This is a genomic window from Buttiauxella massiliensis (genome assembly GCF_902500225.1).
Classification (GTDB): Bacteria; Pseudomonadota; Gammaproteobacteria; order Enterobacterales; family Enterobacteriaceae; genus Buttiauxella; species Buttiauxella massiliensis.
This window is the reverse complement of sequence record NZ_LR722653.1, coordinates 190753-216395: the sequence shown is the minus strand read 5'-3', so window position 1 is coordinate 216395 and position 25643 is coordinate 190753. Positions and strand designations below refer to the sequence as shown.

Here is a 25643-nt window from a genome sequence, read left to right as displayed (position 1 = left end):
CGCGAAAGACGCCGGGGAATACTGACCCTACAAAAACGGTATCTATCATGAATCGAAGCTCCCGACTGAGGGCGTGGTTGCTCACGCTCCTGTTCATGTTCGGCAGTAGCTCGGCGATGGCGAAAACGCCACCTGACCAGCTGATCATCGGCATGAATATGAATAACCTGCTCACCCTCGACCCGGCCGCCATGACCGGTAACGAAGTGGTGGGGCTGGTGGTAAACCTCTATGACTCGCTGGTGGAGTTAGACCCGGCGAAACTCACCAACGTGCGCCCGGCACTGGCAACCTCCTGGGATATCTCGGAAGACGGCAACCGTCTGACATTCCACCTGCGCGATGGCGTGAAATTCCACTCTGGTAACGTACTCACCGCAGACGACGTGGTGTGGTCAATGCGCCGTGTTTTGCACCTCAATCTGGCGCAGGCATCAGTTTGGAAATCCTACGGCTTTAGCAAAAAGAACGTCGATGAGCATGTGAAAGCACTGGATGCCTCGACGGTGGAAATCACGCTGCCAAAAGCCAACGACCCGCAGCTGGTGATTTACTCGCTGGCGGCGTTGGGAAGCGTGGTGGTGCTGGACAGTAAAACGGTAGAACAGCATGTACAAAACGATGACTGGGGTAACCGCTGGTTGACGACCAACGAAGCGGGTTCTGGGCCATTTAGCCTTGATGTATGGCAGGCAAAAGATGTATTGCGTATGAAGCGCAACCCGGATTACTGGCGCGGCGTGCCTAAACTCTCCCGCGTGGTATTCCGTCACTTCCAGGAGTCGCAAACTTTACGGCTGATGATCTCCAAAGGCGATCTGGATATTGCCAGCAACATGGCGGTATCTGACGTAAACGCCTTGCGAAAAGATCCCGATTTGACCGTCGATGCAGTAAAAAAAGGCACCATATATTACGTTGCCATGAGCATGAAGGAAGCGCATTTCGCCAACCCTAAAGTGCGCGAAGCGGTGCGCTATCTGATTGATTATCAGGGTATCAATAAAGCATTGATGCCGGGATACGGCGTGCTGCATCAGCGTCCAATTCAATCAGGAATGCCTGCAACGCTTCCGAACCCAGGCTATACGCTGGATATTCCACGGGCCAAAAAACTGCTGGCTGAAGCCGGTTACCCGGACGGTTTCGACACCACGTTGCGCGTGCTGGCGGATCAGCCATTCCTCAATATTGCCATCGCGGTGCAATCCACGCTGATGCAGGCGGGAATCAACGCGAAAATCGTGACCGGCACGGGTAACCAGATTTACGGCGCAATGCGCGAGCGTAAGTTCGACATGCTGGTTGGGCGCGGCGGCAGTGGCGTAGAACCGCATCCGCATTCCAGCCTGCGCTCTCTGGTCTACAACCCGGATAACAGTGACGCTGCGCGTCTGACTAACTTCCAGGGTTGGCGTACCAGCTTCTATGACAAAACGCTGAACCAGCAAATCGATAAAGCTCTGGTGGAGCGTGACCCAACTAAGCAGCGTGAAGAGTATCAGGCGATTCAGACCCGTTATGACGAGTTGATCCCTGCATTATTGCCGCTTTCACAAATGGTAGATTCGGTGGTGGTACGCAACGAAGTGCAGAACTACCAGCCGCACCCATCAGCCACCACTTTCCTGCGTGATGTTTATAAAACGCCTGCTGCTGAAAATGGGGAGAACAAAGGATGAGCATGATCTTGCTGGCTCCGGGCGGCCGTGTCCGGCGTTTTTCAAAGCGCTTAAGCCAGGTGCTGGTCACCTTGTTTGGGTTACTGCTTCTTACCTTCTTTATTGGCCGCGTGATGCCAATCGACCCGGTGCTGGCGATTGTTGGCCCGGATGCAGACCAAAGCACCTACCAGCAGGTTTACCACCAGCTTGGTTTTGATCAATCTCTGGCAACGCAGTTTTGGATTTACCTTGGTGGCTTACTGCATGGTGATTTGGGCAATGCGCTGCTGACCGGGAAACCGGTGGTCGACGACATTCTGCGTGTCTTCCCGGCAACCCTTGAGCTGGCGACAGTGGCCATTATTGTCGGTGCGGGCCTTGGTATTCCACTAGGTGTCTGGGCGGCGGCTCGCCGTAACAGCGTGGTGGATTACGCCGTGCGCATTATCAGCCTCGCGGGTTATTCGACGCCGATTTTCTGGGTTGGGATGATGGGGCTGCTGCTGTTTTACGCCTGGCTCGGTTGGGTGGGTGGCGCAGGCCGCATTGATTTAGGGCTGGATGGCATTGTCCCGCGTCGTACTGGATTGTTGCTGGTGGATGCATTACTGGCGGGGAATAGTGCGGTCTTCTTCAACGCACTTAACCACCTGATTCTTCCAGCATCTCTTTTGGGTTTCCACTCGCTGGCTTACATCAGCCGCATGACGCGCAGCTTTATGCTGGCTCAACTGTCGCAGGAATTCATTATTACTGCGCGTGTGAAAGGGCTAACAGAGCGCCAGGTTATCTGGAACCATGCTTTCAGAAACATTCTGGTGCAGCTGTTAACTGTGGTGGCGTTGGCTTACGGCTCTTTATTGGAAGGTGCGGTGTTAATTGAAACCGTGTTCTCGTGGCCGGGTTTTGGGTCCTATCTCACGGGCAGTTTGCTGTTGGGCGATATGAATGCGGTGATGGGCTGTGTGCTGGTGGTCGGGGTGATCTTCGTGTTGCTCAACCTGCTCTCCGACATGCTCTACCAACTCTTTGATCCGAGGACAAAATCATGACCGTCTCCTTTGGAACACCTCAACTCACCGCTGCTGATGAGCGTTCATTACGCTTCAAACGTGCCGGTCTGCGGGCTGTTGGTTTTATTGGCAAGATGGCGCGCAATCCGCTGACGGCGATTGGAGGAGGGATTGTTTTCCTGTTGTTGCTGGTGGCAATTTTCGCCCCGTGGATAGCGCCATTTAACCCACTGGTGCAGGATTTGAATAATGCGCTAACTGCACCAAACGCCATACATTGGTTTGGCACCGATGAGTTTGGGCGCGATATTTTTAGCCGCCTGGTTTACGGCTCACGCATCACGCTTTACATCGTATTACTGGTGTCGATAACCGTTGGCCCGCTTGGCTTGTTGCTCGGTGTGACCGCCGGTTACTTCGGCGGAAAAGTCGATATGGTATTGATGCGTGTAACCGATATCTTCATCTCCTTCCCAAGCCTGGTGCTGGCGCTGGCGTTTGTGGCGGCACTCGGCCCCGGTCTTGAGCATGTTGTGATTGCCATTACGCTCACAGCCTGGCCGCCGATTGCCCGTCTGGCGCGTGCGGAAACCCTCTCGTTACGACAGGCCGATTTTATCTCTGCTGTACGCCTGCAAGGGGCTTCGCCGGTGCGCGTGTTGTGGCGTCACATCGTGCCGCTGTGCATGCCGTCGGTGATTATCCGTATCACCATGAACATGGCGGGCATCATTCTGACCGCCGCTGGACTTGGCTTCCTGGGGCTTGGCGCACAACCGCCAGAACCGGAGTGGGGGGCGATGATCTCCAGCGGGCGCACTTACATGATGGAGTGCTGGTGGGTAGTAACGATTCCGGGGCTGGCGATTTTAATCAACAGTCTGGCATTCAACTTCTTGGGAGATGGCTTACGTGACATCCTCGATCCTCGCAGCGAATAATTCGCCGCAACTGCTTGATGTACGCGACTTGAATGTGACATTCGTTAACGGTCGCCAGCAAACCCACGCGGTGCGTGGTGTTTCCTTCCAGCTCGGACGCGAAAAGCTGGCGATTGTCGGCGAGTCCGGCTCCGGGAAATCCACCGTCGGGCGGGCGCTTTTGCAGCTTCACCCTAAAAAGGCGCAGATCACCGCCGATCGTATGCAGTTTGGCGACGTGGATTTGTTAAATGCCACGGACGCGCAAATGCGCGATGTGCGCGGCAAACGAATTTCCATGATTATGCAGGACCCGAAATACTCACTGAACCCGGTGATGTGCGTTGGCGATCAAATTGCTGAAGCGTGGCTGACGCACCATCGCGTCGGCCATAAAGAGGCGAAACAAAAAGTGTTGGAGATGCTGGAAGTGGTGCGCATTCGCCAGCCGGAACGCGTCTATAACCTCTATCCGCACGAAGTTTCTGGCGGCCAGGGGCAGCGCATCATGATTGCGATGATGCTGATTACCGACCCGGAAATGGTGATTGCCGACGAACCGACTTCCGCGCTCGATGTTTCAGTGCGTTTGCAGGTGCTGGCGCTGCTGGATGATTTAGTGCAATCGCGTGGGCTGGGGCTGATTTTTATCAGCCACGACATCAACCTGGTGCGCAGTTTCTGCGACCGAGTGCTGGTGATGTACGCCGGGCGCGTTGTGGAATCAATCGCCGCAAAAGATCTCGATAACGCGCAGCATCCCTATACGCAGGGGCTTATTAGCGCCTTGCCGGATATGGATATGCGCCGGGCGCATCTGCCGGTCCTGCAACGCCAGGCCAGTTGGCTAACCCAATAAGGAGCAACGAATGTCATCCATGATTGAAGTCAGTCAGCTCAATTTAACCTTTGGCGAAGGGGCGAAAACCAACCAGGTGCTGTTCGATGTGAATTTTAACGTTGGGCACGGCGAGATTTTTGGCCTGGTGGGGGAGTCGGGTTCCGGGAAAACCACGGTGCTGAAATGCCTGGCGGGTTTATTTACCCACTGGCAGGGCAAGTTGGTGATTGACGGAACTGAACTCGAGCACAAAATCAGCCGCGAGCGGTGCCGCATGGTGCAAATGGTGTTTCAGGATCCCTACGGTTCGCTCCATCCGCGCCATACCATCGGCGATATTCTGGAGGAGCCGCTACAAATCCAGGGATTCACTGACCGCGACCGGCGTATCAATATGATGCTGGATAAAGTTGGTTTAAACCGGGCATTTCGCAGTCGCTATCCGCATCAGCTTTCCGGTGGACAACGTCAGCGTGTGGCGATTGCACGTGCGCTGATACTTGAACCGGAAGTGCTGCTGCTTGATGAACCTACTTCGGCATTGGATGTTTCGGTGCAGGCGGAAATTCTCAATTTACTTTCGGATTTACAGCAAGAATCGAAACTCACCTATTTAATGGTGACGCACGATTTAGGCGTCATTGCGCATTTATGCCATCGCGTGGGTGTGATGCAACACGGGCGTATTCTGGAATCGCTCGGCACCGATAATTTAATCAGCGGTGCCGCGCAAAATCCGTATACGCAAATGCTGGTTAACGCCAGCCGCCAATATAGCCGTGAAATGGCCCAGCAGGTGGCGCAGTTCTGACTCGACTCAATTGCCCGTCTGCTTAACCCAGCAGCGGGCAGTTTGGTGGCAGACGGCAGCTCAGCGCATTCGGATGGATATCAATGCGGAACTTCTGACTGGTCAGCGGCTCGCCATCAAGATTAAAAGTAATGTCGTGCGGGGCGGTTATCTCAAACCAGGATGAACGCCCATCAATAATATTTGGGTTGTCGTCCGGCTGCGTCAGAGTTTTAAAAATTGCCGGGAGCAACTCTTCGCCAGTAAAAATACGCAACTCAAGTAAACCATCATTAATCAATGCCTGCGGGCAGAGTTCCTGCCCACCGCCCGCCTGGCGGCCATTGCCGATACCAATCACCAGCGCGTCGCCTTGCCACTCAAAATTCTCACCACGAATTTCGCAGCGATCCGGTTTGAGCGTGTCGAGGCGAATCAGGCCGTGAACGAAATAGGCGATCCCGCCCAGTGCTGCTTTAAGTTTTTCCGGTGTTTCGGTGGTGATACGCGTCCCGAAACCACCGGTCGCCATATTGATAAACCAGGCCGATTCGTTCACCTGCACCAGATCGATAGGCGTCCCTTTGCCGACAATTGCCAGTTGCAGCGCTTTGTCCAACTCCTGTGGAATGCCTACGCTGGTGGCAAAGTCGTTGGCGGTGCCGAGCGGTAAAATGCCCAACACCGGACGGTGTTCAGGGGCCAGTTGCGCCAGCGCGGTCGCCACTTCGTTTATCGTGCCGTCACCGCCTCCGGCAATAACCGTATCAACGCCCATCCTGGATGCTTCTTCAACATAGCGAATCGCATCACCTTGTTCCCAGGTGACGCGGATGTGTAACGTGTACCCCTCATCACGCATGACTTTGACGGCGCTGCGCAAAATATCGTTATTAGCACCTTTGCCGTTCAGAATGACGAGCGATACCGGAAACTGCTCCATGGCGGACCTCGGGAAATGTAGTTGAATTCAAAGTGTATCTTATGTGTGGGATTTGCGGGTAAGAACAGGCTGAGTCTGCGGGGTTTAGCAAAAAAGAAGGCCTGCGGAAGGGAGATTCCACAGGCCAATGAGGTGGTTCCTGGTACATATCCGTCATACTTCAAATTGTAGATGCGTTGGCTTTCCTCGTTCACCCCAGTCACTTACTTGAGTAAGCTCCCGGAGATTCACTGCGTCGCCGCCTTTCTACAATTCGAATTATTAGGATATAGCTAGAATTTATGGGTTATGTTTTTCAGCCCGGCGATAATAACCGCATACAGCGAAGCGGTATGTGATCGGTTTCTAAGAAATGTCCTGGCGCGGAAAAAATACCCACAATGAGTGACTTAGCGCGCGTTCTGAGCAACCAAATTGCGCATCAGCAGCGCGTAATCCAGCGAAACATCTTCTGGTACAGGCATCCAAACGGTGTGGCCATCTCCAGGTGCGACTTCAATCGGCTGCGCTTTGGTATTTTCCAGCACCTCAAGTGTGAAAGTGACGTTACCCTGCGGGGTCATTAACTCAAGGCTATCGCCCAACAGGAATTTGTTCTTCACTTTCACTTCTGCCAGGCCGTCACGGCGTTCACCGGTAAATTCACCGACAAATTGCTGACTTTCAGAAACCGAGTGGCTGTACTCGTAGTTCTGATAAGAATCATGATTATGGCGACGTAAGAAACCTTCGGTATAACCGCGATGCGCCAGCCCTTCAAGCGTGGTCAGAAGCGTTGGGTCGAACGGTTTTCCTGCAGCGGCATCGTCGATCGCACGGCGATAAACCTGAGCGGTACGCGCGCAGTAATAGTAAGACTTGGTGCGGCCTTCGATTTTCAGCGAGTGCACGCCCATTTTGGTCAGGCGCTCAACATGTTCAATGGCGCGCAGATCTTTGGAGTTCATGATGTAGGTGCCGTGTTCGTCTTCGAACGCCGTCATGTATTCGCCAGGACGTTTACCTTCTTCCATCAAAAACACTTTGTCGGTTGGTGCGCCCGAGCCCAAAGTTGGCTCAATGTTCTGGACCAGAATCGGCTCATGAAGATGCACAATATTGCCGACATCATCTTCCTTACCTTCTTCAACTTTGTACTCCCAACGGCAGGCGTTGGTGCAGGTGCCCTGGTTCGGGTCGCGCTTGTTGATGTAACCAGAAAGCAGGCAGCGGCCAGAATAGGCCATGCACAGAGCGCCATGAACGAAGATTTCAAGCTCCATATCCGGAACCTGTTCGCGTACTTCGGCAATCTCTTCCAGCGACAACTCACGTGATAAAATCGCGCGCGTCAGCCCCATTTGTTTCCAGAACTTCACGGTCGCCCAGTTGACGGCGTTCGCCTGCACGGAGAGGTGAACATCCATTTCCGGGAATGCTTCGCGCACCATCATGATTAAACCAGGATCTGACATAATCAGCGCGTCCGGGCCCATATCAATTACCGGTTTTAGGTCGCGGATAAAGGTTTTCAGCTTGGCGTTATGCGGGGCGATATTCACCACCACGTAGAATTTTTTACCCAGCGCATGAGCTTCGTTGATGCCGAGCTGGAGGTTCTCGTGGTTGAATTCGTTATTGCGTACGCGCAGGCTGTAACGCGGCTGGCCCGCATAAACCGCATCGGCACCATAGGCAAAAGCGTAACGCATATTCTTCAGCGTTCCGGCTGGCGAAAGGAGTTCTGGTTTAAACATGATTTTCTCGTTCTGATTTCAGGTCAGAAATCACCGCACTGGGTGCGATGATTTTAAGGCGCGTGCCTTAGGCACAATTTTAGGGCGGGAATTGTAGCGCTAATTGCTTCCAGAAACTACCCTCACGCAATCCTGCACTCGTCCGCTTCCCAGCGGTAACCCACGCCATAGACGGCGCGAATAAACGACTGTTCTTCATCCAGCGACTCAAGCTTGCGGCGCAGGTTTTTAATGTGGCTGTCGATGGTGCGGTCAGTCACCACGCGATAATCATCATAAAGCTGATTCAATAATTGTTCGCGAGAGAACACTTTGCCCGGTTCGTGGGAGAGGGTTTTCAGCAGGCGAAATTCCGCAGGCGTTAAGTCGAGGAGTTTGTCACGCCAGCTCGCCTGGAAACGGCCTTCGTCGATAATCAGCGGGCTGATTTCATCGGCTGCAACCGGGTCGCGCTGGCGTTTGCAGCGGCGCAAAATAGTTTTCACGCGCGCCACCACTTCACGTGGGCTGTACGGTTTACAGATGTAATCATCGGCACCAATTTCCAGCCCCAGCAGGCGGTCGATCTCCTCGATTTTGGCGGTCACCATCACAATCGGAACTTCAGAGAAACGGCGAATTTCACGGCACAGCGTCAGGCCATCGGTGCCTGGCAGCATCAAATCAAGCAGGATCAAATCCGGCGGCGTCTGGCGCACGAAAGGCAGCACTTTGTCGCCGTGGGTAATCAACTCTGGCGCATATCCCGCGGCACGTAAGTAATCAATCAACAGTTGGCCGAGCTTTGGCTCGTCTTCAACAATTAAAATACGCGGTGTGTTTTCGTCAATCGGTAATTCGGTCATACAGGTCTCAACGATTCTGGCTCCAGCGGTAACTCTACTGTAATGCTAACCCCGCCGAAAGGCGAATGCGCGGCGGAAAGCTTGCCGTTGTGGGCCGCAACAATGTTCTGGCAGATAGACAAGCCAAGGCCCGAGCCGCCGCTGGCACGGTTGCGTGATCCTTCGGCGCGATAGAAACGCTCGAACAGCATGGTGAGTTGTTCATCGCTCACACCTGGCGCGCTGTCGGCAAAGTGCATCACGAAACGTTGATTCACCACTTCTGCGGAAATGACTAGCTGGCCACCCGCGTCGGTGTAGCGCAGGCTGTTTTCCAGCAGGTTATTGAAGAGCTGCATTAAACGGTCGCTGTCGCCAAAAATGGTGGCGTGGTCGGGTAGCTCAAGGCTGATGCTCAGGCCACGCGAGTTGAAACGCTCGCGGAATGCGCCCGCCACTATTTCCAGCAGATTGATGATATCCAGAGACTGTTTCTGGTACGCCAGAGCACCTTCGTCGGACATCGACAATTGATGCAGGTCATCCACCAGTTTGGTCAGCGTCGCCACTTCCATTTGCAACGAGGCGACGGACTCTGGCGTGAACTTGCGCACGCCATCCTGAATCGCTTCCAGTTCGCCGCGCAAAATCGCCAGCGGAGTACGTAATTCATGGGAAATATCCGCCATATAAGCGCGGCGCATGTTGTGGTTTTTCTCAAGCGTGCTGGCGAGCTGGTTAAAATCCTGCGCCAGTTTGCCTAGTTCGTCCTGGCTGGTAGAATCGACGCGGGTGCTGAAATCCCCGGCAGCCAGCTTATGTGTGCCTTCGACTAACCGCTTCACCGGAGCCAGCAAACCGCGCGCCAACAAGAACGTGGCGGCGGCGGCGAGCAATGTTGCCAGGCCGACGATGATCCAACTGGTGCGCCGTTGTTGGCGGTCGAAATTAATATCGGTGTTGCGCGTCAGGCGCTCAACCGGCGAAGCGACCACCCATCCCGCATCACGTCCATTTGCTTTAATCGCCCGGCGCATACCGTCGGTTGGCACCGGGCCACGTGGGCCAACCAGCACGTTATAATCCTGGTCGACGACCCAGAATTGAGTGCGCCAGCCGTGCGGTGGCAGGTTGTTATTTTCTACATCGCCATGCTCGAACGAGCGCAGCAGCTTGAACATAAAGCGATCATTATTGCGCAGAAACTGCCAGTTGCCGTGCTGTTCGTATTGCTCGCCCAGCGCGTCGCTCAGCATTTCCAGCCGCTGTTCATTGCCGCGTTTGATGTAATCAATAAACCCATGTTCGAAACTGAGCCGCACACCCCAGTGCATGATTGCCAGCACCAGCAAGCAAGTCGAGAAAATCGCGAGGAACAGTTTGCCGGTAATGCCTGGCCGCCAGAGCTTCATGAGCTCCTCCTTTTGCGCCGTGCAATCACGACATTTTTGGTGGTGTCTTTCGGGACGCGAGCGAAAATCAGCGCGGGGAGGGCGATAACCACCGCCATGCTGAGATACGTATACATAAACACGCTATGGACGACGGCGCTGTCTGCCGTCAGTTGATGATGCCCGTACATGCCGAGCAACAGCCCGGCGATGGTCACGCCGATACTCATCGATAACTGCATCACCATCGACAACATGCTGTTGCCACCGCTGGCGAGGTCATCCGGTAAGTCTTTGAGCGTTAAAGTGTTCATCGACGAAAAACGGGTGGAGTTCACCATGCCGAGCAGGAACAGCACGACAGGCAGCAGGTAATACCAGCCCAACAGCGCGGTTGCCATAAATAACAAAATCACCAGCGCTAAACCGAGCGTGGTGGCAACCAACACGTTGCGATAGCCAAAACGGTTAACCACCTGCACCACAATGCGCTTCATGCCCATGCTGCCGAGCACCATCGGCACCATCATCAGGCCCGCATGGAATGGCGAAAAGCCGAGGCCGATTTGCAGGAATACTGGCGTCATAAACGGGATCATGCCGCTGCCGATGCGCCCGCAGAAACTGCCCAACAGGCCGAGAGAAAAAGTCTGTGTCTTAAATAGATTGAGATTAAACAGCGCGTTGTCATTGGCTTTGGCATGCCACAGATAAACGGTTATCGCCGCCACACCGCCGCCGACCAACAGCCAAACGGTGGAAGCACTAACGCCCAAACCTTTTGCGCCATCGAGCGCGATGGTCAGCGCCGCCATGCCGAATGCCAGCAACACAAAGCCCCACATGTCGAACTTACGCGTCTGCATGGTGTAATTGGGCATCAGCCACAGGGTGGCAATCGCGCCGATAATCCCAACCGGCAGGTTAATCAGGAAGATCCAGTGCCAGGAGGCGTATTCCACCAGCACGCCGCCGAGCGCCGGGCCAAGCAGTGGGCCGATTTGACCGGGCAGCGTGACAAAGGTCATTGCCGCCATATATTGCTCGCGCGGCACAATTTTCATCACCGTTAAGCGCCCGACCGGCACCATCATCGCGCCGCCAATCCCTTGCACCACGCGCGCCATCACCAGCTCGTTAAGCGTGGAGGCGTGAGCACAAAACAGCGAGCCGGTGGTAAACAGCACGATGGCGGTGAAGAAGATATTGCGCACGCCAACACGGTCTGCCAGCCAGCCGCTGGCGGGCAACATCACCGCCACCGTCAACACATACGACACGATAACCGAGTGCATATGCAGCGGGCTTTCGCCGAGGCTCGCCGCCATCGAGGGCAGGGCGGTGTTGACGATGGTGGTATCAAGCGACTGCATAAAAAAGCCGAAGGCGACGATCCACAGTTGCCAGCGCACGGCGGCAGGCAATTCGGTCATGAGTTCAATACCTCATCTTTACGGCTTTTACGCGCAAACCGTACACGCAAACGATCAAAGAACAGATAAACCACCGGCGTGGTATACAGCGTCAGTAACTGGCTGACGACCAGGCCGCCAACAATAGTGATCCCCAGCGGCTGGCGGAGTTCTGCGCCATCTCCGCTGGTCAGCACCAGCGGCAATGCGCCAAACAGCGCCGCCAGCGTGGTCATCATTATCGGGCGGAAACGCAGCAGGCAGGCCTGGAAAATTGCTTCTTCCGGTTTCAGGTTGCCGTTGCGCTGGGCGTCGATGGCGAAATCCACCATCATGATGGCGTTTTTCTTCACAATCCCAATCAATAGCATGATGCCAATCAGCGCGATTAAGCTAAACGGCGCGCCGAATATTTCTAGCGCCAGCAATGCGCCGACGCCCGCCGACGGCAGCGTTGAGAGAATCGTCAGCGGATGCACGTAACTCTCGTACAAAATCCCCAACACGATATACACCGTGGCGATGGCGGCGATGATCAGCATCACTTGGGATTTCATGGTGTCCTGGAACACCTGCGCGGTTCCGGCGTACATGCCGCGCACCGTGGAAGGCACGCCAAGCGCGGTCATGGTACGGTCGATGGCGTCGCTGGCTTCTGATAACGACACGCCCGTCGGCAAGTTAAACGACACGGTCGACGCCGCCGAAAGCCCCTGATGGTTAACCGAAAGCGGCGCATTCGCCGGTTGCCATTTCGCAAACCACGAAAGTGGTATTGCCTTGCCTTCTTTATTAATCACGAACATTTGGTCCAGCGCGCTGATGTCCTGCGTATAACGCGGGTCAACTTCCATCACCACTTTGTACTGATTAAGCGGCTGATAAATGGTCGAAATCTGCCGTTGCCCAAAGGCGTTGTTGAGCAGGGCGTTGGCGTCCTGGACGCTGATCCCCTGCCGCGCCATGGATTCGCGGTCATAAATCAGATCCATTTCTGCGCCGTTATTCTGGCTGTCGGAGTTCACATCCGCGAGCTGCGGCAGTTTTGCCAGCGCCTGGCGAATCTTCGGCTCCCAGGTGCGCAAATCGGCGAGATTATCGGAAAGCAGCGTGTATTGATAACTGGCGTTGGCCTGGCGACCGCCGACGCGAATATCCTGCACCGCCATCAAAAACAGGCTGGCTCCCGGCTCTTTTGCCAGCGCTTTACGCAGGCGGTCGATCACCTGCTGCGCGGTTTCTTTGCGCTCGGAAAGCGGCTTGAGCGAGATAAACATCATGCCGCTGTTCACCCGCGAACCGCCGGTAAACCCGGTGACGTTTTCCACCGACGGATCTTCACGAATGATCTTCATAAAGTCTTGTAGTTTGCCGCGCATCGCCTGGAAGGAAATGCTCTGGTCAGCCTGAATGTTGCCCATCAAACGCCCGGTGTCTTGCTCCGGGAAGAAGGTTTTGGGAATGGCGATATACAGCCAGACGTTCAGCGCAATGGTCGCCAGCAAAACTACGCCAACCAGTTTGGTATGGTTCAGCACCCATTTTAGCGAACGCCCATAACCCTGTTGCATGGCGACCAGCACGCGCCCAAATCCCCGTTTGCGGGTTGGCGTATGCTGCGCTTTGTTCTTGAGTAACCAGCCGCACATCATCGGCGTCAGCGTAATCGACACCACCAGCGAAATCCCGATGGCGACGGACAGCGTGACAGCAAACTCTTTAAATAATCGCCCCGGCAAACCGCCCATTAACAGCAGCGGCAGGAAAACGGCGACTAAAGAGAGGCTCATCGACAACACGGTAAAACCGACTTCGCGCACGCCTTGCAACGCCGCCTGCAACGGTTTAACGCCCGCTTCGAGATGGCGGGAAATATTCTCCAACACCACGATGGCGTCATCCACCACAAAACCGGTGGCGATAGTCAGCGCCATCAACGACAAGTTATTCAGGCTAAAACCGCACAAATACATGGCGATAAAGGTGCCAATCAGCGACACCGGAACCGCTACGGCGGGGATCAGCGTGGCGCGCCCGGAGCGCAGGAACAGAAACACCACCAGAATCACCAGCGCGACGGAGATAATCAGCGATTGTTCAACTTCCGCAAGCGAGGCGCGAATCGTTGGCGAGCGATCCTGAGCAATCTGTAAATCTATCGAGGCCGGAATGGTTTCACGCAGTTCCGGGATTTTCGCCCGGATTCTGTCCACCGTTTCGATGATATTCGCTTCCTGGGATTTACGAATCATCAGCAAAATCGCCGGTTTGGCGTTGGTCATCCCGGCGTTGCGCACATCCTGCACGGAATCGGTGACGGTGGCGACATCGCTCAAATGCACCGCGCCGCCGTTGTTGTAATGGATAATCAGCGGCTGATATTCGGCGGCGGTTTTGAGTTCGTCATTGGTCTGCAATTGCCAGCGTTTAGCAGCGTCTTCGACTGCACCTTGCGGGCGGCGCACGTTGGCGTCACTAATCGATTTGCGCACCGCATCCAGCGACACGCCCTGGTTAAACAACGCCTGAGGATTCAGTGCAACGCGCACCGCCGGAAGGGAGCTACCGCCAACGTCTACATCGCCGACGCCGTCAATTTGCGCGATGGTTTGCGCCAGTTGCGTGGAGGCGAAATCGTAAAGCTGGCCCTGGGAAAAGGTGTCGGAAGTGAGCGTCAAGATGATGACTGGTGCATCTGACGGGTTGGCTTTGCGATAGGTCGGGCGGCTCGGCATCCCGCTCGGCAACAGGCTTTGCGCGGCATTGATTGCCGCCTGCACATCACGCGCCGCGCCGTTGATATCGCGATCAAAAGCAAATTCAAGAATGATGCGCGTGCTGCCCAGTGAACTCGAAGACGTCATCTCGTTAACGCCCGCGATGCGCCCGAGTGCGCGTTCCAGCGGCGTGGCAACGGACGAAGCCATGGTTTCAGGCGACGCGCCCGGCAGCGATGCGCTGACCATAATCACCGGGAAATCCACCTGCGGCAGCGGAGCGACAGGCAATAAACGGAAGCCCAGCACGCCGCACAACGTAATGGCGACGGTCAGCAAAATGGTGGCGACTGGCCGGTAGATGAACAGTGCGAAGAATTTCACAGCACTTCCTCATCGCGACGACCGAAACGGCGGCGCACCGCGTGCGAAAGATTATCGAACAGCAGATAAATCACCGGCGTGGTAAACAGCGTTAATACCTGGCTCACCAGCAGACCACCGACCATGCCAATCCCGAGTGGGCGGCGCAATTCGGCACCGACGCCGGTTGAAAGCATCAGCGGCAACGCACCCAAAAGGGCGGCAAGCGTGGTCATCAGAATCGGGCGGAAACGCAGCAAACAGGCCTGGTAAATCGCGTCGTAAGGCTTCATACCTTGCTCGCGCTCCGCCGCCAGGGCGAAGTCGATCATCATGATGGCGTTTTTCTTCACGATACCGATAAGCAAAATGATGCCGATGATGGCAATGACATCCAGTTCGGCTCCCGCCAGCATTAATGCCATGAGTGCGCCTACGCCCGCAGTCGGCAGTGTCGAAAGGATTGTTATCGGGTGAATGAAGCTTTCGTATAACACGCCAAGCACGATGTACATCGCCACCACGGAGGCAACAATCAGCCAGATAGTGCTGCCCAACGCATTCTGGAAGGCGAGGGTGCTGCCCTGGAATTGGGTGGTGATATCGGTCGGCATCGCCAGATCTTTTTCCGCCGCCGTGATCGCTTTTACCGCATCCTCCAGCGAATGGCCGCTCGTGACGTTAAATGAGAACGTCGTAGATGGGAACTGGTCGAGATGGTTTATCGTCAACGGTGCAAAACGCTGCTCGATTTTGGCAATGCTACTCAGCGGCACGCTACCGCCATCAGTGCTGGCAAGGCGAATATTATCCAATCCGCTCAGGCCCGGTGTGGTGCTGGTATCGTGCTCAAGAACCACGCGATACTGGTTGGCCTGAGTATAAATAGTGGAAATCAGGCGCTGACCAAATGCGTTATAGAGCGCGTTATCGACATCTGACATGGAGATACCAAGGCGGCTGGCACTGGCCCGGTCAACATTCACATAGGCCACCAGCCCCTGATCCTGCCAGTCGCTGCTGACGTCCGCCAGTTGCGGCAATGCTCGCAATTTTTCAGTTAACTGCGGCACCCAGGTGCTGAGTTCATCCAACGAAGTAGTCTGCAAGGTAAACTGATACTGCGTACGGCTAACCGTTGTATCGATGGTCAAGTCTTGCACTGGTTGCAGGTAAAGCTCGACCCCCGGCACTTTTGCCACGTTAGTTTGTAAACGCTCAATCACTACCGGAATACGGTCGTCACGGTCGCTCAATGGTTTGAGGTTGATTTGCAAACGCGCACTGTTCAGAGATGGATTGGTACCATCCACTCCTATAAATGAAGTCAGGCTTTCGACCGCAGGATCTTTCATTATCACATCTGCAACCTGCTGTTGGCGCTGCGCCATGCTGGCAAAGGAGACAGATTGCGGTGCCTGTAAGGTACCCTGAATAATGCCGTTATCCTGGATCGGGAAGAAGCCTTTCGGAATGAAAATCCACAGTACAACAGTGAGAGCAAGGGTGCCAAAAGCGACTCCCAGCGTGAGCCACGGGTGGTTTAATACGCGGGTTAACATGCGCCCATAACCGGCAATTACACTATCGAAGAAGCGTTCGCTGGCGCGGGAGAAACGGTTCTGCTTGCGCAGCGATTCGTGGCTTAACATCCGCGCGCACATCATCGGCGTCAGCGTAAGCGACACTACCGCCGATATCAGAATCGCAATAGCCAACGTGACGGCAAATTCCCGGAACAAACGGCCAACAATATCGCCCATAAACAGCAGTGGGATCAGCACCGCAATCAGCGAGAAGGTCAGTGAGATAATCGTAAAGCCAATTTCCCCGGCGCCTTTAAGTGAGGCGGCGAGGGGCTTTTCGCCTTTTTCGATATAACGCGAGATGTTCTCAATCACCACAATCGCGTCATCGACCACAAAACCGGTGGCGATGGTTAGCGCCATCAGCGTCAGGTTATTGATGGAGAAATCGAGAAACACCATCACTGCGAACGTGCCGATTAACGAAAGCGGCACGGCGACGGCAGGAATAATCGTCGCCGGAACGTTTCGCAGGAACAGGTAAATAATCATCACCACCAGGGCGATGGCGAGCATCAGCTCATGCTGCGTGTCGCTGACCGAGGCGCGGATATTGGTAGTGCGGTCGCTGAGTAATTTCACTTCGACCGATTTTGGCAAACTTTTGGTTAATGCGGGCAACATCGCACGAATGCTGTCGGCGGTGTCGATGATATTGGCACCCGGCTGGCGCTGCACGTTCATCACAATCGCAGGCTGTTTGTTGGCCCACGCACCGAGCCAGGTGTTTTCCGCACCTTGTTCTACGGTTGCCACATCGCCAAGGCGAATCGGCGCGCCATTTTGGTAAGCGATAATCAGGTTGCGATATTCATCCGCAGACTGCATTTGGTCGTTGGCAGACAGCGTGACGGCGCGTTCCGGGCCATCGAGGCTGCCTTTTGCCGAGTTGACGTTAGCGCTGGTAATCGCGGTGCGCACGGTTTCGCTGGTTAAACCCAAGGCGGCAATGGCGGGTGCGTTGAGTTTCACCCGCACCGCCGGGCGCTGGCCGCCGGAAAGCGTCACCAAACCGACACCGGAAACCTGGGAAATTTTCTGCGCGACACGTGTTTCCACCATATCTTCAACTTGCGTCATCGGCATCGCGGAAGAGGTGACGGCGAGCGTCATAATCGGTGGATCGGCTGGGTTAACTTTGCTGTAAACCGGCGGGTTCGGCAGGTCGGTGGGCAGCAGATTAGTGGCGGCGTTAATCGCGGCCTGCACTTCCTGCTCGGCGACATCCAGCGGCAGCGTGAGCTGGAATTGCAGCGTCACCACCGATGCACCACCAGCGCTTTGTGAGGACATTTGTTTGAGGCCGGACATCTGCCCAAACTGGCGCTCAAGCGGCGCAGTAATGGCTGATGTCACCACATCCGGGCTGGCACCTGGGTACAGCGTCACCACCTGAATCGTTGGGTAGTCAACTTCTGGCAATGCAGAAACGGGCAGGAAACGGTAACCGATAATCCCGGCCAGCAGGATGGCAACCATCAACAGCGTGGTGGCAACGGGGCGCAGGATAAACAGGCGCGATGGGCCGCCTGTGGCTCTCGGCGGTAGCACCTGCATCAGGAAGCCGCTCCGTTACGTTTGGGTTTGGCTTCGGTGTCGCTGGCTGTAGCTGATTGCGCTTCAACCACTTCCACTTTCGCGCCTTCGGTCAGGCGATCAATGCCGTCGGTGACGACGCGATCCCCGGCTGCCAGCCCGGCGGTAATCACCACTTTTTGGCTGTCCTGAATCCCGGTTGTGACCAGGTGTTTGCTGACTTTATCTTCGCTATTGAGCACCCAGACAAAGTTGCCTTCGTTGCCCATTTGTACCGCAGCAGTGGGAACAACCACGGCATCTTGCTGGGTATCGACTAGCATGCGCGCGTTGACGAACTGGTTCGGGAATAGCGCGTCGTCTTCATTGTTAAAACGTGCTTTCAGCTTGATGGTGCCAGTGGTGACATCAATTTGGTTATCAAGACTCAGCAATGAACCGCTGCTGAGCTTTTGCTTATTAGTCCGATCCCAGGCTTCAACGCTCAGTGTTGCTCCTGCCTTTTGCGCTTTTACCACGGTGGCAATATCACCTTCAGGCAGGGTAAAGATCAGGTCAATAGGATGTGTTTGGGTCAGCACTACAATCCCGGCGGTATCACTGCTGGAAATCTGATTGCCAACATCGACTTGTTTTAACCCCACACGGCCATCGATTGGTGCGGTGATGCGGCTCCAGTCGAGCTGCAATTGCGCGCTGGCAACGGCGGCTTCATCGGCTTTGATGGTGCCGATAGATTCGTTCACGAGTGCTTGTTGTGCGTCCATTTCCTGGCGGGAAACGAGGTTGGTTTTGACCAGTTGCTGGAAGCGAGCGAGGTCGCGACGGGCATTGGCTAATGTGGCCTGATCTTTGGCTAATTGGCCCTGAGCCTGAGCTAAAGCAATTTTGAACTGGCTTGGATCGATTTCAGCCAGTAAATCACCTGCTTTTACCTGCTGCCCTTCCTGGAAGTGAATCGCCAGTAATTGCCCATCCACACGGCTGCGCACAGTAACGGTGTTCGCGGCAGTGATAGTGCCAAGACCTGTGAGATAACGGGGTACAGATTCACTGGTCGCCGTTGCGGCCTGAACCGGCGCTAGTGCACCGCCGCGCATCCCCTGGCGGTTGCCGGAATGGCGCTGCTGAGTTGATTGCGAACCTGCGGTGTCGTTATCCGTGCTCGAATGGCGCCAGTAAAAAATGGCGGCGATAACGACAATGACTGCTGCTGCAATCCATAACCCACGTACGGTGAATGTGCCTTTCATAGATTTACGTCTTCTCTTCCTGAAACGATTATCCCCGTCGTACTCAGGGGTTAGGCCTAATGATACTAGTGTAGTGAGTTAAGGCGGCGGAAAAATGGAGGAAATATGAAGTACTGTATGGATAAGTCTGAGATGGCGGTTTTTTACGAGGCGGCTCGTAAGGTTATGGTCGTTAAGTAGCCAGCCGGATAACCATTTAATAAGCTGTGGTTTATATTTTAGATATAAACTATAGTTTATAAGGTGGCGGTATGAGATGGACAGTAATCTTTACTGAGGATTTTTATCTTTGGTATCACGAACAGCCTATAAGCATGAGGAAAAGATTGGCCGCTGCACTGATAAACCTTTCTTTGTGGGGCCCACTTTTGGGACGTCCGCTGGTTGATACGGTTAAAAATTCGCGTTATCCCAATATGAAAGAGCTGAGAATGGACTGGGAAGGAAAGCCTTATCGCTTCTTTTTTGCGTTCGATCCGCAACGTCGCGCCGTGGTGCTTTGCGGTGGCGATAAATCCGGGCGCAAGCACTTTTATTTTGATTTGATCAGGAAAGCAGATGAACAGTTTTCCCGGCATTTAGATGAACTGGAGAAAAATAGATGAAAAAATTACAGGACGTGATATCCGAATTTTCACCTGAAGATCAAACTGATATCTGGAAAATGGCTCAGGTAATGGTTCTGGAAACGGGTTTGCAGTTGATGCGTGAGGAACTTTCACTTTCTCAAAAACAAGTAGCAGAAAAAATGGGCGTGAGTCAGCCTGCAATTGCCGCCATTGAACAACGTGGGAATGACCTCAAGTTATTAACCCTTAAGCGTTATATTGAGGCAATGGGCGGGCAACTTTCGTTGCTGGTGCAACTCCCTGAAGGCAATAAGGTATTCAAGATTTAAAACGCCGCAGGTTTCCCCACGGCGGTTTGATTAATCGCGGAACACCACATCAGCCCAACGGGCCAGGCCTGCGGTAACGGAGCCGAAGTCATCGCCTCCAGCCAGTGGGATGCCCGGCAATTGCTGAGCCAATGCATGTTTCAGCAATGGTGAGCGAGCACTACCGCCAGTGAGATAAATCACATCTGGTTTCACGGCACTGTTTTCCAGTGCAAGTGTGACTTGTTCGAGAATACGTTGCAGCGGCTGACTGATAGCACTTTCCAGATCCGGTTGAGTAATCTCGCAGCCCAGTTCTTTACTGATAAACGGCAGCATGGTGGCGACTTGCTGACTATCGGACAGCGCGATTTTACTCTCTTCCGCAGCACGCACCAGGCGATAGCTAAGGCGCTGGCGCCAGACCTTTTGCAGGAATGCTACTTTTTCAGGTTCACGCGAATCGCGCACCAGTTCGTTGAGCATACGGCCATTCGCGCTGCTGTAGAAATCGTTTTGCGCCGGAACGTCGTTGATTGCGACCGCGTTCCACCACGGCAATACCGGCAGCGCGATGCCTTTTTCAGTTTGCCCGCCCATGCCCAGTAACGGGGAAAGCTGCTTGAATGCCAGCATGATGTCGAGATCGTTACCGCCAACACGGCAACCGCTGTGGCCTAATAGGCTCTGTTCGCGATCACGACGAGCACGCCATTGCGGCCCCATCAGCAATACTGAACAGTCAGTGGTACCACCGCCGATATCGACGACTAACACCTGTTTCTCTTCTTTTAATGTGGCTTCAAAATCAAGTCCGGCCGCAACCGGCTCAAACTGAAACACCACATCTTTAAATCCTGCGCGATGAGCGGCACGGTCAAGGATCCCTTGAGCCTGCTGATTGGCTTCATCACCACCTGTGCCCTGGAAGTTAATCGGGCGGCCGATCACAGCTTGAGTAATCGGCTCGGCAACCTGGCTTTGCGCCTGATTACGAATATGTAGCATCATCGCGCAGACTAAATCTTCGAATAGAGCGACTTGCTGAGGTTTCAGGCCTGTAGCGCCGAGGAAGGATTTTGGTGATTTAACGAAGTAAACTTCTTCCGGGTCTTCCATGTACTGGCGCAGGGAACTCAAGCCAAATTGCACACTGTTGGGCAAGACATCGATATCTTCTTCGCGATTAAAGGAAACCGCACGACGTAGCAATGCCTGGGTTTCGGTACCAGTGGCGGGAACCTCGTGATGGCGATAGAGCCACTCACTTACTGATTCACGTGTCGGAGCGCACAACATTGACGGAAGCAGTTTTGAGCCGTTCTCCATCTCCAGCGCCTGTGGAACGCCGTCACGCATTACTGCTACCGAGCAGTTTGCAGTACCATAATCGAAGCCAATAAATTGCATATAATCCCCATGCCGGTGAAGAAGGGGGGCGACTTTAGCGGAATGTGGCGCATCGGGCAACTGAATATCAAAGCAAGGCATTATTAGTGGCGTGCGCCTATGCTATTGCGATAGCTAACGACAGGAAGAGACAATGTATCAACTGGAGTACACCCCACCTTACGACTGGAAGTGGATGTTTGGTTTCCTGGCCGGGCGAGCGGTTAGTGGCGTCGAGATTGTCACCGATGAGTATTACTGCCGCAGCTTTGCGTCAGGGAAGTATCAAGGGCTGGTTACGCTTGAGCCTGATGAAAAAGCCTGCCAGCTAAAAGTGAGGCTGAGTGCGGGTCTGGAGCCGGTTGCCGATGTGGTTTTGCAGAAAGTGAAACAACTGCTCGATCTTGACTGTCAGCCCCATACCATTCTTGAAAGTCTTGGTGATCTAGCGACTGCAAGGCCTGGCCTTCGTTTGCCAGGCTGCATGGACACCTTCGAGCAGTCTGTCCGCGCGATTTTAGGGCAACTGGTGAGCGTGGCAATGGCGGCAAAACTTGCCGGTAAACTGGCGCAGGCTTTTGGTGAACCGCTGGTGGATTTTCCTGATTGGCGAATTTTCCCCACCCCTGAACGACTGGCATCGTTGAGCCCTGAAGAGCTAAAACCGCTTGGTATGCCCTTAAAGCGTGGCGCTGCGATCATTCATCTGGCGCAACAAATGGTAAAAGCCGAGTTTCCACTCCATAGCCCTACAGATGTTGAGCAAGGTGTGAAAACGCTCGTCACTTATCCAGGGATTGGTCGCTGGACGGCAAACTACATTGCTTTGCGTGGTTGGCAGGCAAATGATGTTTTCTTACCAGACGATTATCTGATTAAGCAGCGATTTCCTGGTATGACGCCAACTCAAATTCTCCGTTACGCCGAACGCTGGAAGCCCTGGCGCTCCTACGCGTTATTGCATATTTGGTATAGTGAGGGCTGGGTTCCAGGTACTTAAAAGCGAGTTAATTAATCGCGAAATAGCTGGTGTTCAGCAGTATTTCCAGCGGGGTTGGTTGGGTCACGGCCTCACCGAAAATAAGGTCAATGCCAATGCCTGACAGCGTATCCATCACCATTGGCATATCGGCAGGCCCCGCGATCGTTTGTAATGATTGGCGCTGGGCGTGGCCATGAATGATGGTCACCATCATTTCATCCATCAGATTGCAGTGAACATTACTAATCAGTTCTTCATCCACAATGATGTAGCTGAAGCGCTGGCGTGAGACGTGTTTAAAGATATCCAGGTCTCGGCCTACGTGGCTTAGGATCAACTGGCATCCACTATCGCGCAGCCTTTTCAGGTTACTGTCGATTTTCTCATCATCACTTTGCAACACTTCACAATTGACCATCAGGTGTAACAGACGAGCAGGTAGTGGACTGCGGGATAAGCCTCTTAACAGCTCGTCGACAACTTTATCATTCGCAAGGCCCAGGGAAGAAATAGGAAGCGCGATGCCAAAGCCTTTGCTTGCTACTTGTTGAGAAAACTTGCTGAAGAATTCGTTAAAAACCCTCAGGTCGAGAGCGCATTGCAACTCTTTGTCGGTAACGGCTGCGCGGAACGGGGACTCATCAATCACGACATTATCACTTCCCCAGAAACGTAATGACACCACATAGAAACTGGTTGATTCCGGGACGCGTGGCGGGGCAACTCCTCTGGCTACCATCAGGATCGGGTTCTCGTTGATGATGCGCTTTTGCTCATCGACGGTCATATGTTGATCTTCTTTGCGAATCTCATGCTGAGAAGATTCAAAGACGGTCACACGGCCGCGACCACCATTTTTCGAGGCATAACAGGCGATATCTGCCTGAGAAAGCACTTCAGAGGCAATTCTGTTATCGGCATCAATTTGGGTAATCCCCGCGCTGGCGCCAATGCGGTGCAAACGCCCGTTCCATGTAAAGTGATAGTCATTAATGCTTTGGATAATACGCTCAGAAATATAGCGCGCATTGTCAGAAGAGCAATCTGGGAGTAACAAACCAAATTCATCGCCGCCCAGGCGAGCCAGGAAATCACCTGTTCGCAACATGCTTAGCATCAAAGAGGAGAGCTCGCGCAGCAACGCATCGCCCGCAGCGTGCCCTGCGGTATCATTCACTGCTTTGAACCGGTCGAGGTCGATAAACACGAGCGCATGGCGCTGGCGGTTTTCTCCAGCACTCTGCAATAACCGCTTGAGGTGGTTTTCGAAACTGACACGGTTTGCCAGGTGAGTCAGGCCATCATGTGAGGCACTGTAGCTCAACTGTTTAAGCATTTTACGCGATTCGGTAACATCCTGAATGACCAGTACCGAGCCGATGCTTTGCCCATCCAGTGTTGTTAGTGGTGTGATGCTGTAATGAATATCGTAACTGCCGCCATTGCGGCAATGCAGAACGACATCGTGTTCAATGGTCGTTCGCGCATAATCGCCACTATGAATATTCTCCATCACGGGCCCGGTATCGCCAAACGTGATGTGCAGAATGGCCAGAATATGTTGACCGATTGCCTGCTGTTGTGGCCAACCGCTGAGCTTTTCGGCAATCGGGTTCATAAAGGTGATATTCATATCTACATCGGTACAAATAACCGCTTCACCTATTGAATCCAGCGTGATGTGTAGACGTTCTTTTTCCTGATACAGCGCTTCGTTCAGCTGTTTAACTTCCGTCATATCCATGTTGATGCCGAGCAGGCGCTCAACATCACCATTTTTATTCAACACCCGGTTTGCGAGTGAGCGAATATGGCGAATGCCTTCTTTGACATGAATACGATATTCCATCTTGAAAGGCACTCGAGCTTTCAAAGCATCGCGAACTGTTTTCTCAGCCATTGGCGCGTCATCGGCGACGATAGATTCAAGCCACAGAGCGTAGGTGGGTTTCATATGTGCCGGAACTTCATAGAGATCAAACATACGTTTGTCCCAACTGATTACGTCGCTGCCAAGATCCCATTCCCAGATACCGATGCCACCCGCTTCATTGGCAAGTGTAATGCGCTCCATCAAGCGTTTATTCACCCACTCGGTATGCTTGAGATCGTTAATATCTTCAATCTGCGCGATTAAATAGAGCGGCGTGCCGTCAATATCACGCACGATAGACACCGCCAGCAATGCCCATACGACATCGCCTTTGCTGGTGTAATAGCGTTTTTCCATCGAATAGCTGTTGATACTGCCACTCACCAGCATATTGAGTTGCTGTAAGTCAGCGTGTAAATCTTCCGGATGCGTGATTTGCTGGAATGTCAGTGAGCGTAGTTGTTCGGCGCTATACCCGAGGAATTTGCAAAGCGATTTATTGACCTGCAACCACTGGCCATCGGTTGATACCAACGCCATACCGATGGCTGAATACTCCATCGCGTTACGGAAACGCGCTTCGCTTTCGGTGATGTGTTTACGCTCCTCGCGAAACGAATACATCACCATTGTCATTACATTTGCTGGCAATAAAATCATCAGGAACGGCAGCCAGGGGGCATTATTCATGATGTCCGTGTGCGGTTGCATGTCGATCGTGCTATTGGTTGCCATCATTAAAGAGACAACCATTAATGTAGCCAGGAAAATAACAAAAGCTTCCAGACGCGGCAGGCGAATAGCACTCCACATTAGAAAGACAATAATAAAGGTAAATGGCCACGGCATATAACGCAGAGCAAGGTAGCTAAGTGTCAGGGTGATAACAAAAGTGAATATTGTTTCTAATAATAGTTTCGGATTTTTATGGCGTAATAAATAGCTTGGTTTAAACAATAATGCTGTTGGGACTAACGCCAAAGTACCGATGGTTTCGGATAAAACCCAAACGAAAAAAGTTTTAGCAATGTTTCCGCCATCAGGGCCCGCGAGCCAAACTGCCAGCACGCCGCCAATAAGAGGGGGAACTATGGCACTGCAGAAAACCAGACGAACCCAATTATTGAGGTTTTGCAATGGGTTAATTTGCGTGAGGAAACGCCGCATTAACGATGCGCCAAACAATGCCTCGATAACATTTATAGCGGTGTAGCCGAGATTAATCTCATGTATGGGCTGCAAAATAGCAGAAGCGCATAAACTTCCGAGAGCGCATACCACAATGATCATTGGCCATTGACGGACTGGATTACGGAATAAGGCCACCATCATGATGGATGTTGGGAACCAAAGCGGTGCTAAAACAGTACCGACCAGAGACAGTTCCAGGGAGTACAAAGTGAATATGAAACTTAAGAACCCCAACCCCGCAGGCAAAATGAAGGAAGGCATTGCGATTAACTCTTTTGTGCTTTGTTTGATCATTACCGCAAATCCGTTAAGGCGTGCCGCCAGGTGCCATGCCCGGATGCA

18 protein-coding genes are annotated in these 25643 nt (G+C 53.6%); 8 read left to right on the top strand and 10 right to left on the bottom strand.

The window, feature by feature from the left end; genetic code table 11:
* The first annotated feature begins 47 nt into the window (after positions 1 to 47).
* The 5 genes from GC128_RS11595 to GC128_RS11575 are packed head-to-tail and all read left to right on the top strand — an operon-like array spanning position 48 to position 5249.
* Positions 48 to 1682 (top strand): ABC transporter substrate-binding protein, encoded by a 1635-nt coding sequence (locus tag GC128_RS11595; protein ID WP_151994430.1) that lies wholly within the window; start codon positions 48 to 50, stop codon positions 1680 to 1682.
* Positions 1679 to 2716, top strand: a complete 1038-nt coding sequence (locus GC128_RS11590) for an ABC transporter permease (protein WP_064512345.1) — start codon at positions 1679 to 1681, stop codon at positions 2714 to 2716. Before GC128_RS11595 ends, GC128_RS11590 begins: the two co-directional genes overlap by 4 nt.
* Entirely contained in the window at positions 2713 to 3618 is a 906-nt protein-coding gene (locus tag GC128_RS11585; RefSeq protein ID WP_151994429.1) for an ABC transporter permease, read from the top strand. Before GC128_RS11590 ends, GC128_RS11585 begins: the two co-directional genes overlap by 4 nt.
* Entirely contained in the window at positions 3590 to 4456 is an 867-nt protein-coding gene (locus tag GC128_RS11580) for an ABC transporter ATP-binding protein (protein WP_151994428.1), read from the top strand. The genes GC128_RS11585 and GC128_RS11580 overlap by 29 nt, the downstream gene beginning before the upstream one ends.
* Before the next feature lie 19 nt (positions 4457 to 4475).
* Positions 4476 to 5249, top strand: coding sequence for an ABC transporter ATP-binding protein (locus GC128_RS11575; RefSeq protein WP_151994529.1), 774 nt, complete (start codon positions 4476 to 4478; stop codon positions 5247 to 5249).
* A 22-nt stretch (positions 5250 to 5271) separates the two neighbouring features.
* Here GC128_RS11575 and yegS read toward each other — a convergent pair whose 3' ends face one another.
* The 8 genes from yegS to GC128_RS11535 form a co-directional block, all read right to left on the bottom strand.
* The gene (gene yegS / locus GC128_RS11570; protein WP_151994427.1) at positions 5272 to 6171 is read right to left on the bottom strand and encodes a lipid kinase YegS; all 900 of its coding nucleotides are present in this window, start codon (positions 6169 to 6171) and stop codon (positions 5272 to 5274) included.
* Between the two features lie 389 nt (positions 6172 to 6560).
* Entirely contained in the window at positions 6561 to 7907 is a 1347-nt protein-coding gene (trhP, locus tag GC128_RS11565) for a prephenate-dependent tRNA uridine(34) hydroxylase TrhP (RefSeq protein ID WP_151994426.1), read from the bottom strand.
* A gap of 122 nt (positions 7908 to 8029) precedes the next feature.
* Positions 8030 to 8752, bottom strand: a complete 723-nt coding sequence (baeR, locus tag GC128_RS11560) for an envelope stress response regulator BaeR (protein ID WP_151994425.1) — start codon at positions 8750 to 8752, stop codon at positions 8030 to 8032.
* Positions 8749 to 10143, bottom strand: a complete 1395-nt coding sequence (baeS, locus tag GC128_RS11555; protein ID WP_151994424.1) for an envelope stress sensor histidine kinase BaeS — start codon at positions 10141 to 10143, stop codon at positions 8749 to 8751. The genes baeR and baeS overlap by 4 nt, the downstream gene beginning before the upstream one ends.
* On the bottom strand, positions 10140 to 11555 hold the full coding sequence (gene mdtD, locus GC128_RS11550) for an MFS transporter (protein WP_151994423.1): 1416 nt from the start codon (positions 11553 to 11555) through the stop codon (positions 10140 to 10142). The genes baeS and mdtD overlap by 4 nt, the downstream gene beginning before the upstream one ends.
* Positions 11552 to 14635 carry a multidrug efflux RND transporter permease subunit MdtC gene (gene mdtC, locus GC128_RS11545; RefSeq protein WP_151994422.1) on the bottom strand — a complete coding sequence of 1028 codons (3084 nt, stop codon included), beginning with the start codon at positions 14633 to 14635 and terminating at the stop codon, positions 11552 to 11554. The genes mdtD and mdtC overlap by 4 nt, the downstream gene beginning before the upstream one ends.
* Positions 14632 to 17757, bottom strand: a complete 3126-nt coding sequence (locus GC128_RS11540) for an MdtB/MuxB family multidrug efflux RND transporter permease subunit (protein ID WP_151994421.1) — start codon at positions 17755 to 17757, stop codon at positions 14632 to 14634. The genes mdtC and GC128_RS11540 overlap by 4 nt, the downstream gene beginning before the upstream one ends.
* On the bottom strand, positions 17757 to 18989 hold the full coding sequence (locus GC128_RS11535) for an MdtA/MuxA family multidrug efflux RND transporter periplasmic adaptor subunit (RefSeq protein WP_151994420.1): 1233 nt from the start codon (positions 18987 to 18989) through the stop codon (positions 17757 to 17759). The genes GC128_RS11540 and GC128_RS11535 overlap by 1 nt, the downstream gene beginning before the upstream one ends.
* 251 nt (positions 18990 to 19240) lie before the next feature.
* On the opposite strand from GC128_RS11535, the gene GC128_RS11530 reads away from it, so the two are divergent.
* Together GC128_RS11530 and GC128_RS11525 are read left to right on the top strand one after the other, a co-directional pair.
* Entirely contained in the window at positions 19241 to 19594 is a 354-nt protein-coding gene (locus GC128_RS11530; protein WP_151994419.1) for a type II toxin-antitoxin system RelE/ParE family toxin, read from the top strand.
* Positions 19591 to 19887 carry a helix-turn-helix domain-containing protein gene (locus GC128_RS11525; protein ID WP_151994418.1) on the top strand — a complete coding sequence of 99 codons (297 nt, stop codon included), beginning with the start codon at positions 19591 to 19593 and terminating at the stop codon, positions 19885 to 19887. The genes GC128_RS11530 and GC128_RS11525 overlap by 4 nt, the downstream gene beginning before the upstream one ends.
* A gap of 30 nt (positions 19888 to 19917) precedes the next feature.
* Here GC128_RS11525 and yegD read toward each other — a convergent pair whose 3' ends face one another.
* Positions 19918 to 21276: a molecular chaperone gene (gene yegD, locus GC128_RS11520; RefSeq protein ID WP_151994417.1), complete on the bottom strand. Its 1359-nt coding sequence runs from the start codon at positions 21274 to 21276 to the stop codon at positions 19918 to 19920.
* Positions 21277 to 21409: 133 nt separating this feature from the next.
* On the opposite strand from yegD, the gene alkA reads away from it, so the two are divergent.
* Entirely contained in the window at positions 21410 to 22255 is an 846-nt protein-coding gene (alkA, locus tag GC128_RS11515; protein ID WP_151994416.1) for a DNA-3-methyladenine glycosylase 2, read from the top strand.
* Between the two features lie 7 nt (positions 22256 to 22262).
* Here alkA and GC128_RS11510 read toward each other — a convergent pair whose 3' ends face one another.
* Positions 22263 to 25595, bottom strand: coding sequence for a diguanylate cyclase (locus GC128_RS11510; protein ID WP_151994415.1), 3333 nt, complete (start codon positions 25593 to 25595; stop codon positions 22263 to 22265).
* Positions 25596 to 25643 lie beyond the last annotated feature (48 nt).

Bases quoted from the DNA above. Each gene is read 5' to 3' on its own strand.
- yegS (WP_151994427.1), bottom strand. From the start codon at position 6,171: ATGGAGCAGTTTCCGGTATCGCTCGTCATTCTGAACGGCAAAGGTGCT.
- GC128_RS11540 (WP_151994421.1), bottom strand. From the start codon at position 17,757: ATGCAGGTGCTACCGCCGAGAGCCACAGGCGGCCCATCGCGCCTGTTT.
- baeR (WP_151994425.1), bottom strand. From the start codon at position 8,752: ATGACCGAATTACCGATTGACGAAAACACACCGCGTATTTTAATTGTT.
- GC128_RS11530 (WP_151994419.1), top strand. From the start codon at position 19,241: ATGAGATGGACAGTAATCTTTACTGAGGATTTTTATCTTTGGTATCAC.
- alkA (WP_151994416.1), top strand. From the start codon at position 21,410: ATGTATCAACTGGAGTACACCCCACCTTACGACTGGAAGTGGATGTTT.
- GC128_RS11525 (WP_151994418.1), top strand. From the start codon at position 19,591: ATGAAAAAATTACAGGACGTGATATCCGAATTTTCACCTGAAGATCAA.
- GC128_RS11535 (WP_151994420.1), bottom strand. From the start codon at position 18,989: ATGAAAGGCACATTCACCGTACGTGGGTTATGGATTGCAGCAGCAGTC.
- GC128_RS11575 (WP_151994529.1), top strand. From the start codon at position 4,476: ATGATTGAAGTCAGTCAGCTCAATTTAACCTTTGGCGAAGGGGCGAAA.
- baeS (WP_151994424.1), bottom strand. From the start codon at position 10,143: ATGAAGCTCTGGCGGCCAGGCATTACCGGCAAACTGTTCCTCGCGATT.
- yegD (WP_151994417.1), bottom strand. From the start codon at position 21,276: ATGCAATTTATTGGCTTCGATTATGGTACTGCAAACTGCTCGGTAGCA.
- mdtD (WP_151994423.1), bottom strand. From the start codon at position 11,555: ATGACCGAATTGCCTGCCGCCGTGCGCTGGCAACTGTGGATCGTCGCC.
- GC128_RS11595 (WP_151994430.1), top strand. From the start codon at position 48: ATGAATCGAAGCTCCCGACTGAGGGCGTGGTTGCTCACGCTCCTGTTC.
- GC128_RS11585 (WP_151994429.1), top strand. From the start codon at position 2,713: ATGACCGTCTCCTTTGGAACACCTCAACTCACCGCTGCTGATGAGCGT.
- trhP (WP_151994426.1), bottom strand. From the start codon at position 7,907: ATGTTTAAACCAGAACTCCTTTCGCCAGCCGGAACGCTGAAGAATATG.
- GC128_RS11510 (WP_151994415.1), bottom strand. From the start codon at position 25,595: ATGATCAAACAAAGCACAAAAGAGTTAATCGCAATGCCTTCCTTCATT.
- GC128_RS11590 (WP_064512345.1), top strand. From the start codon at position 1,679: ATGAGCATGATCTTGCTGGCTCCGGGCGGCCGTGTCCGGCGTTTTTCA.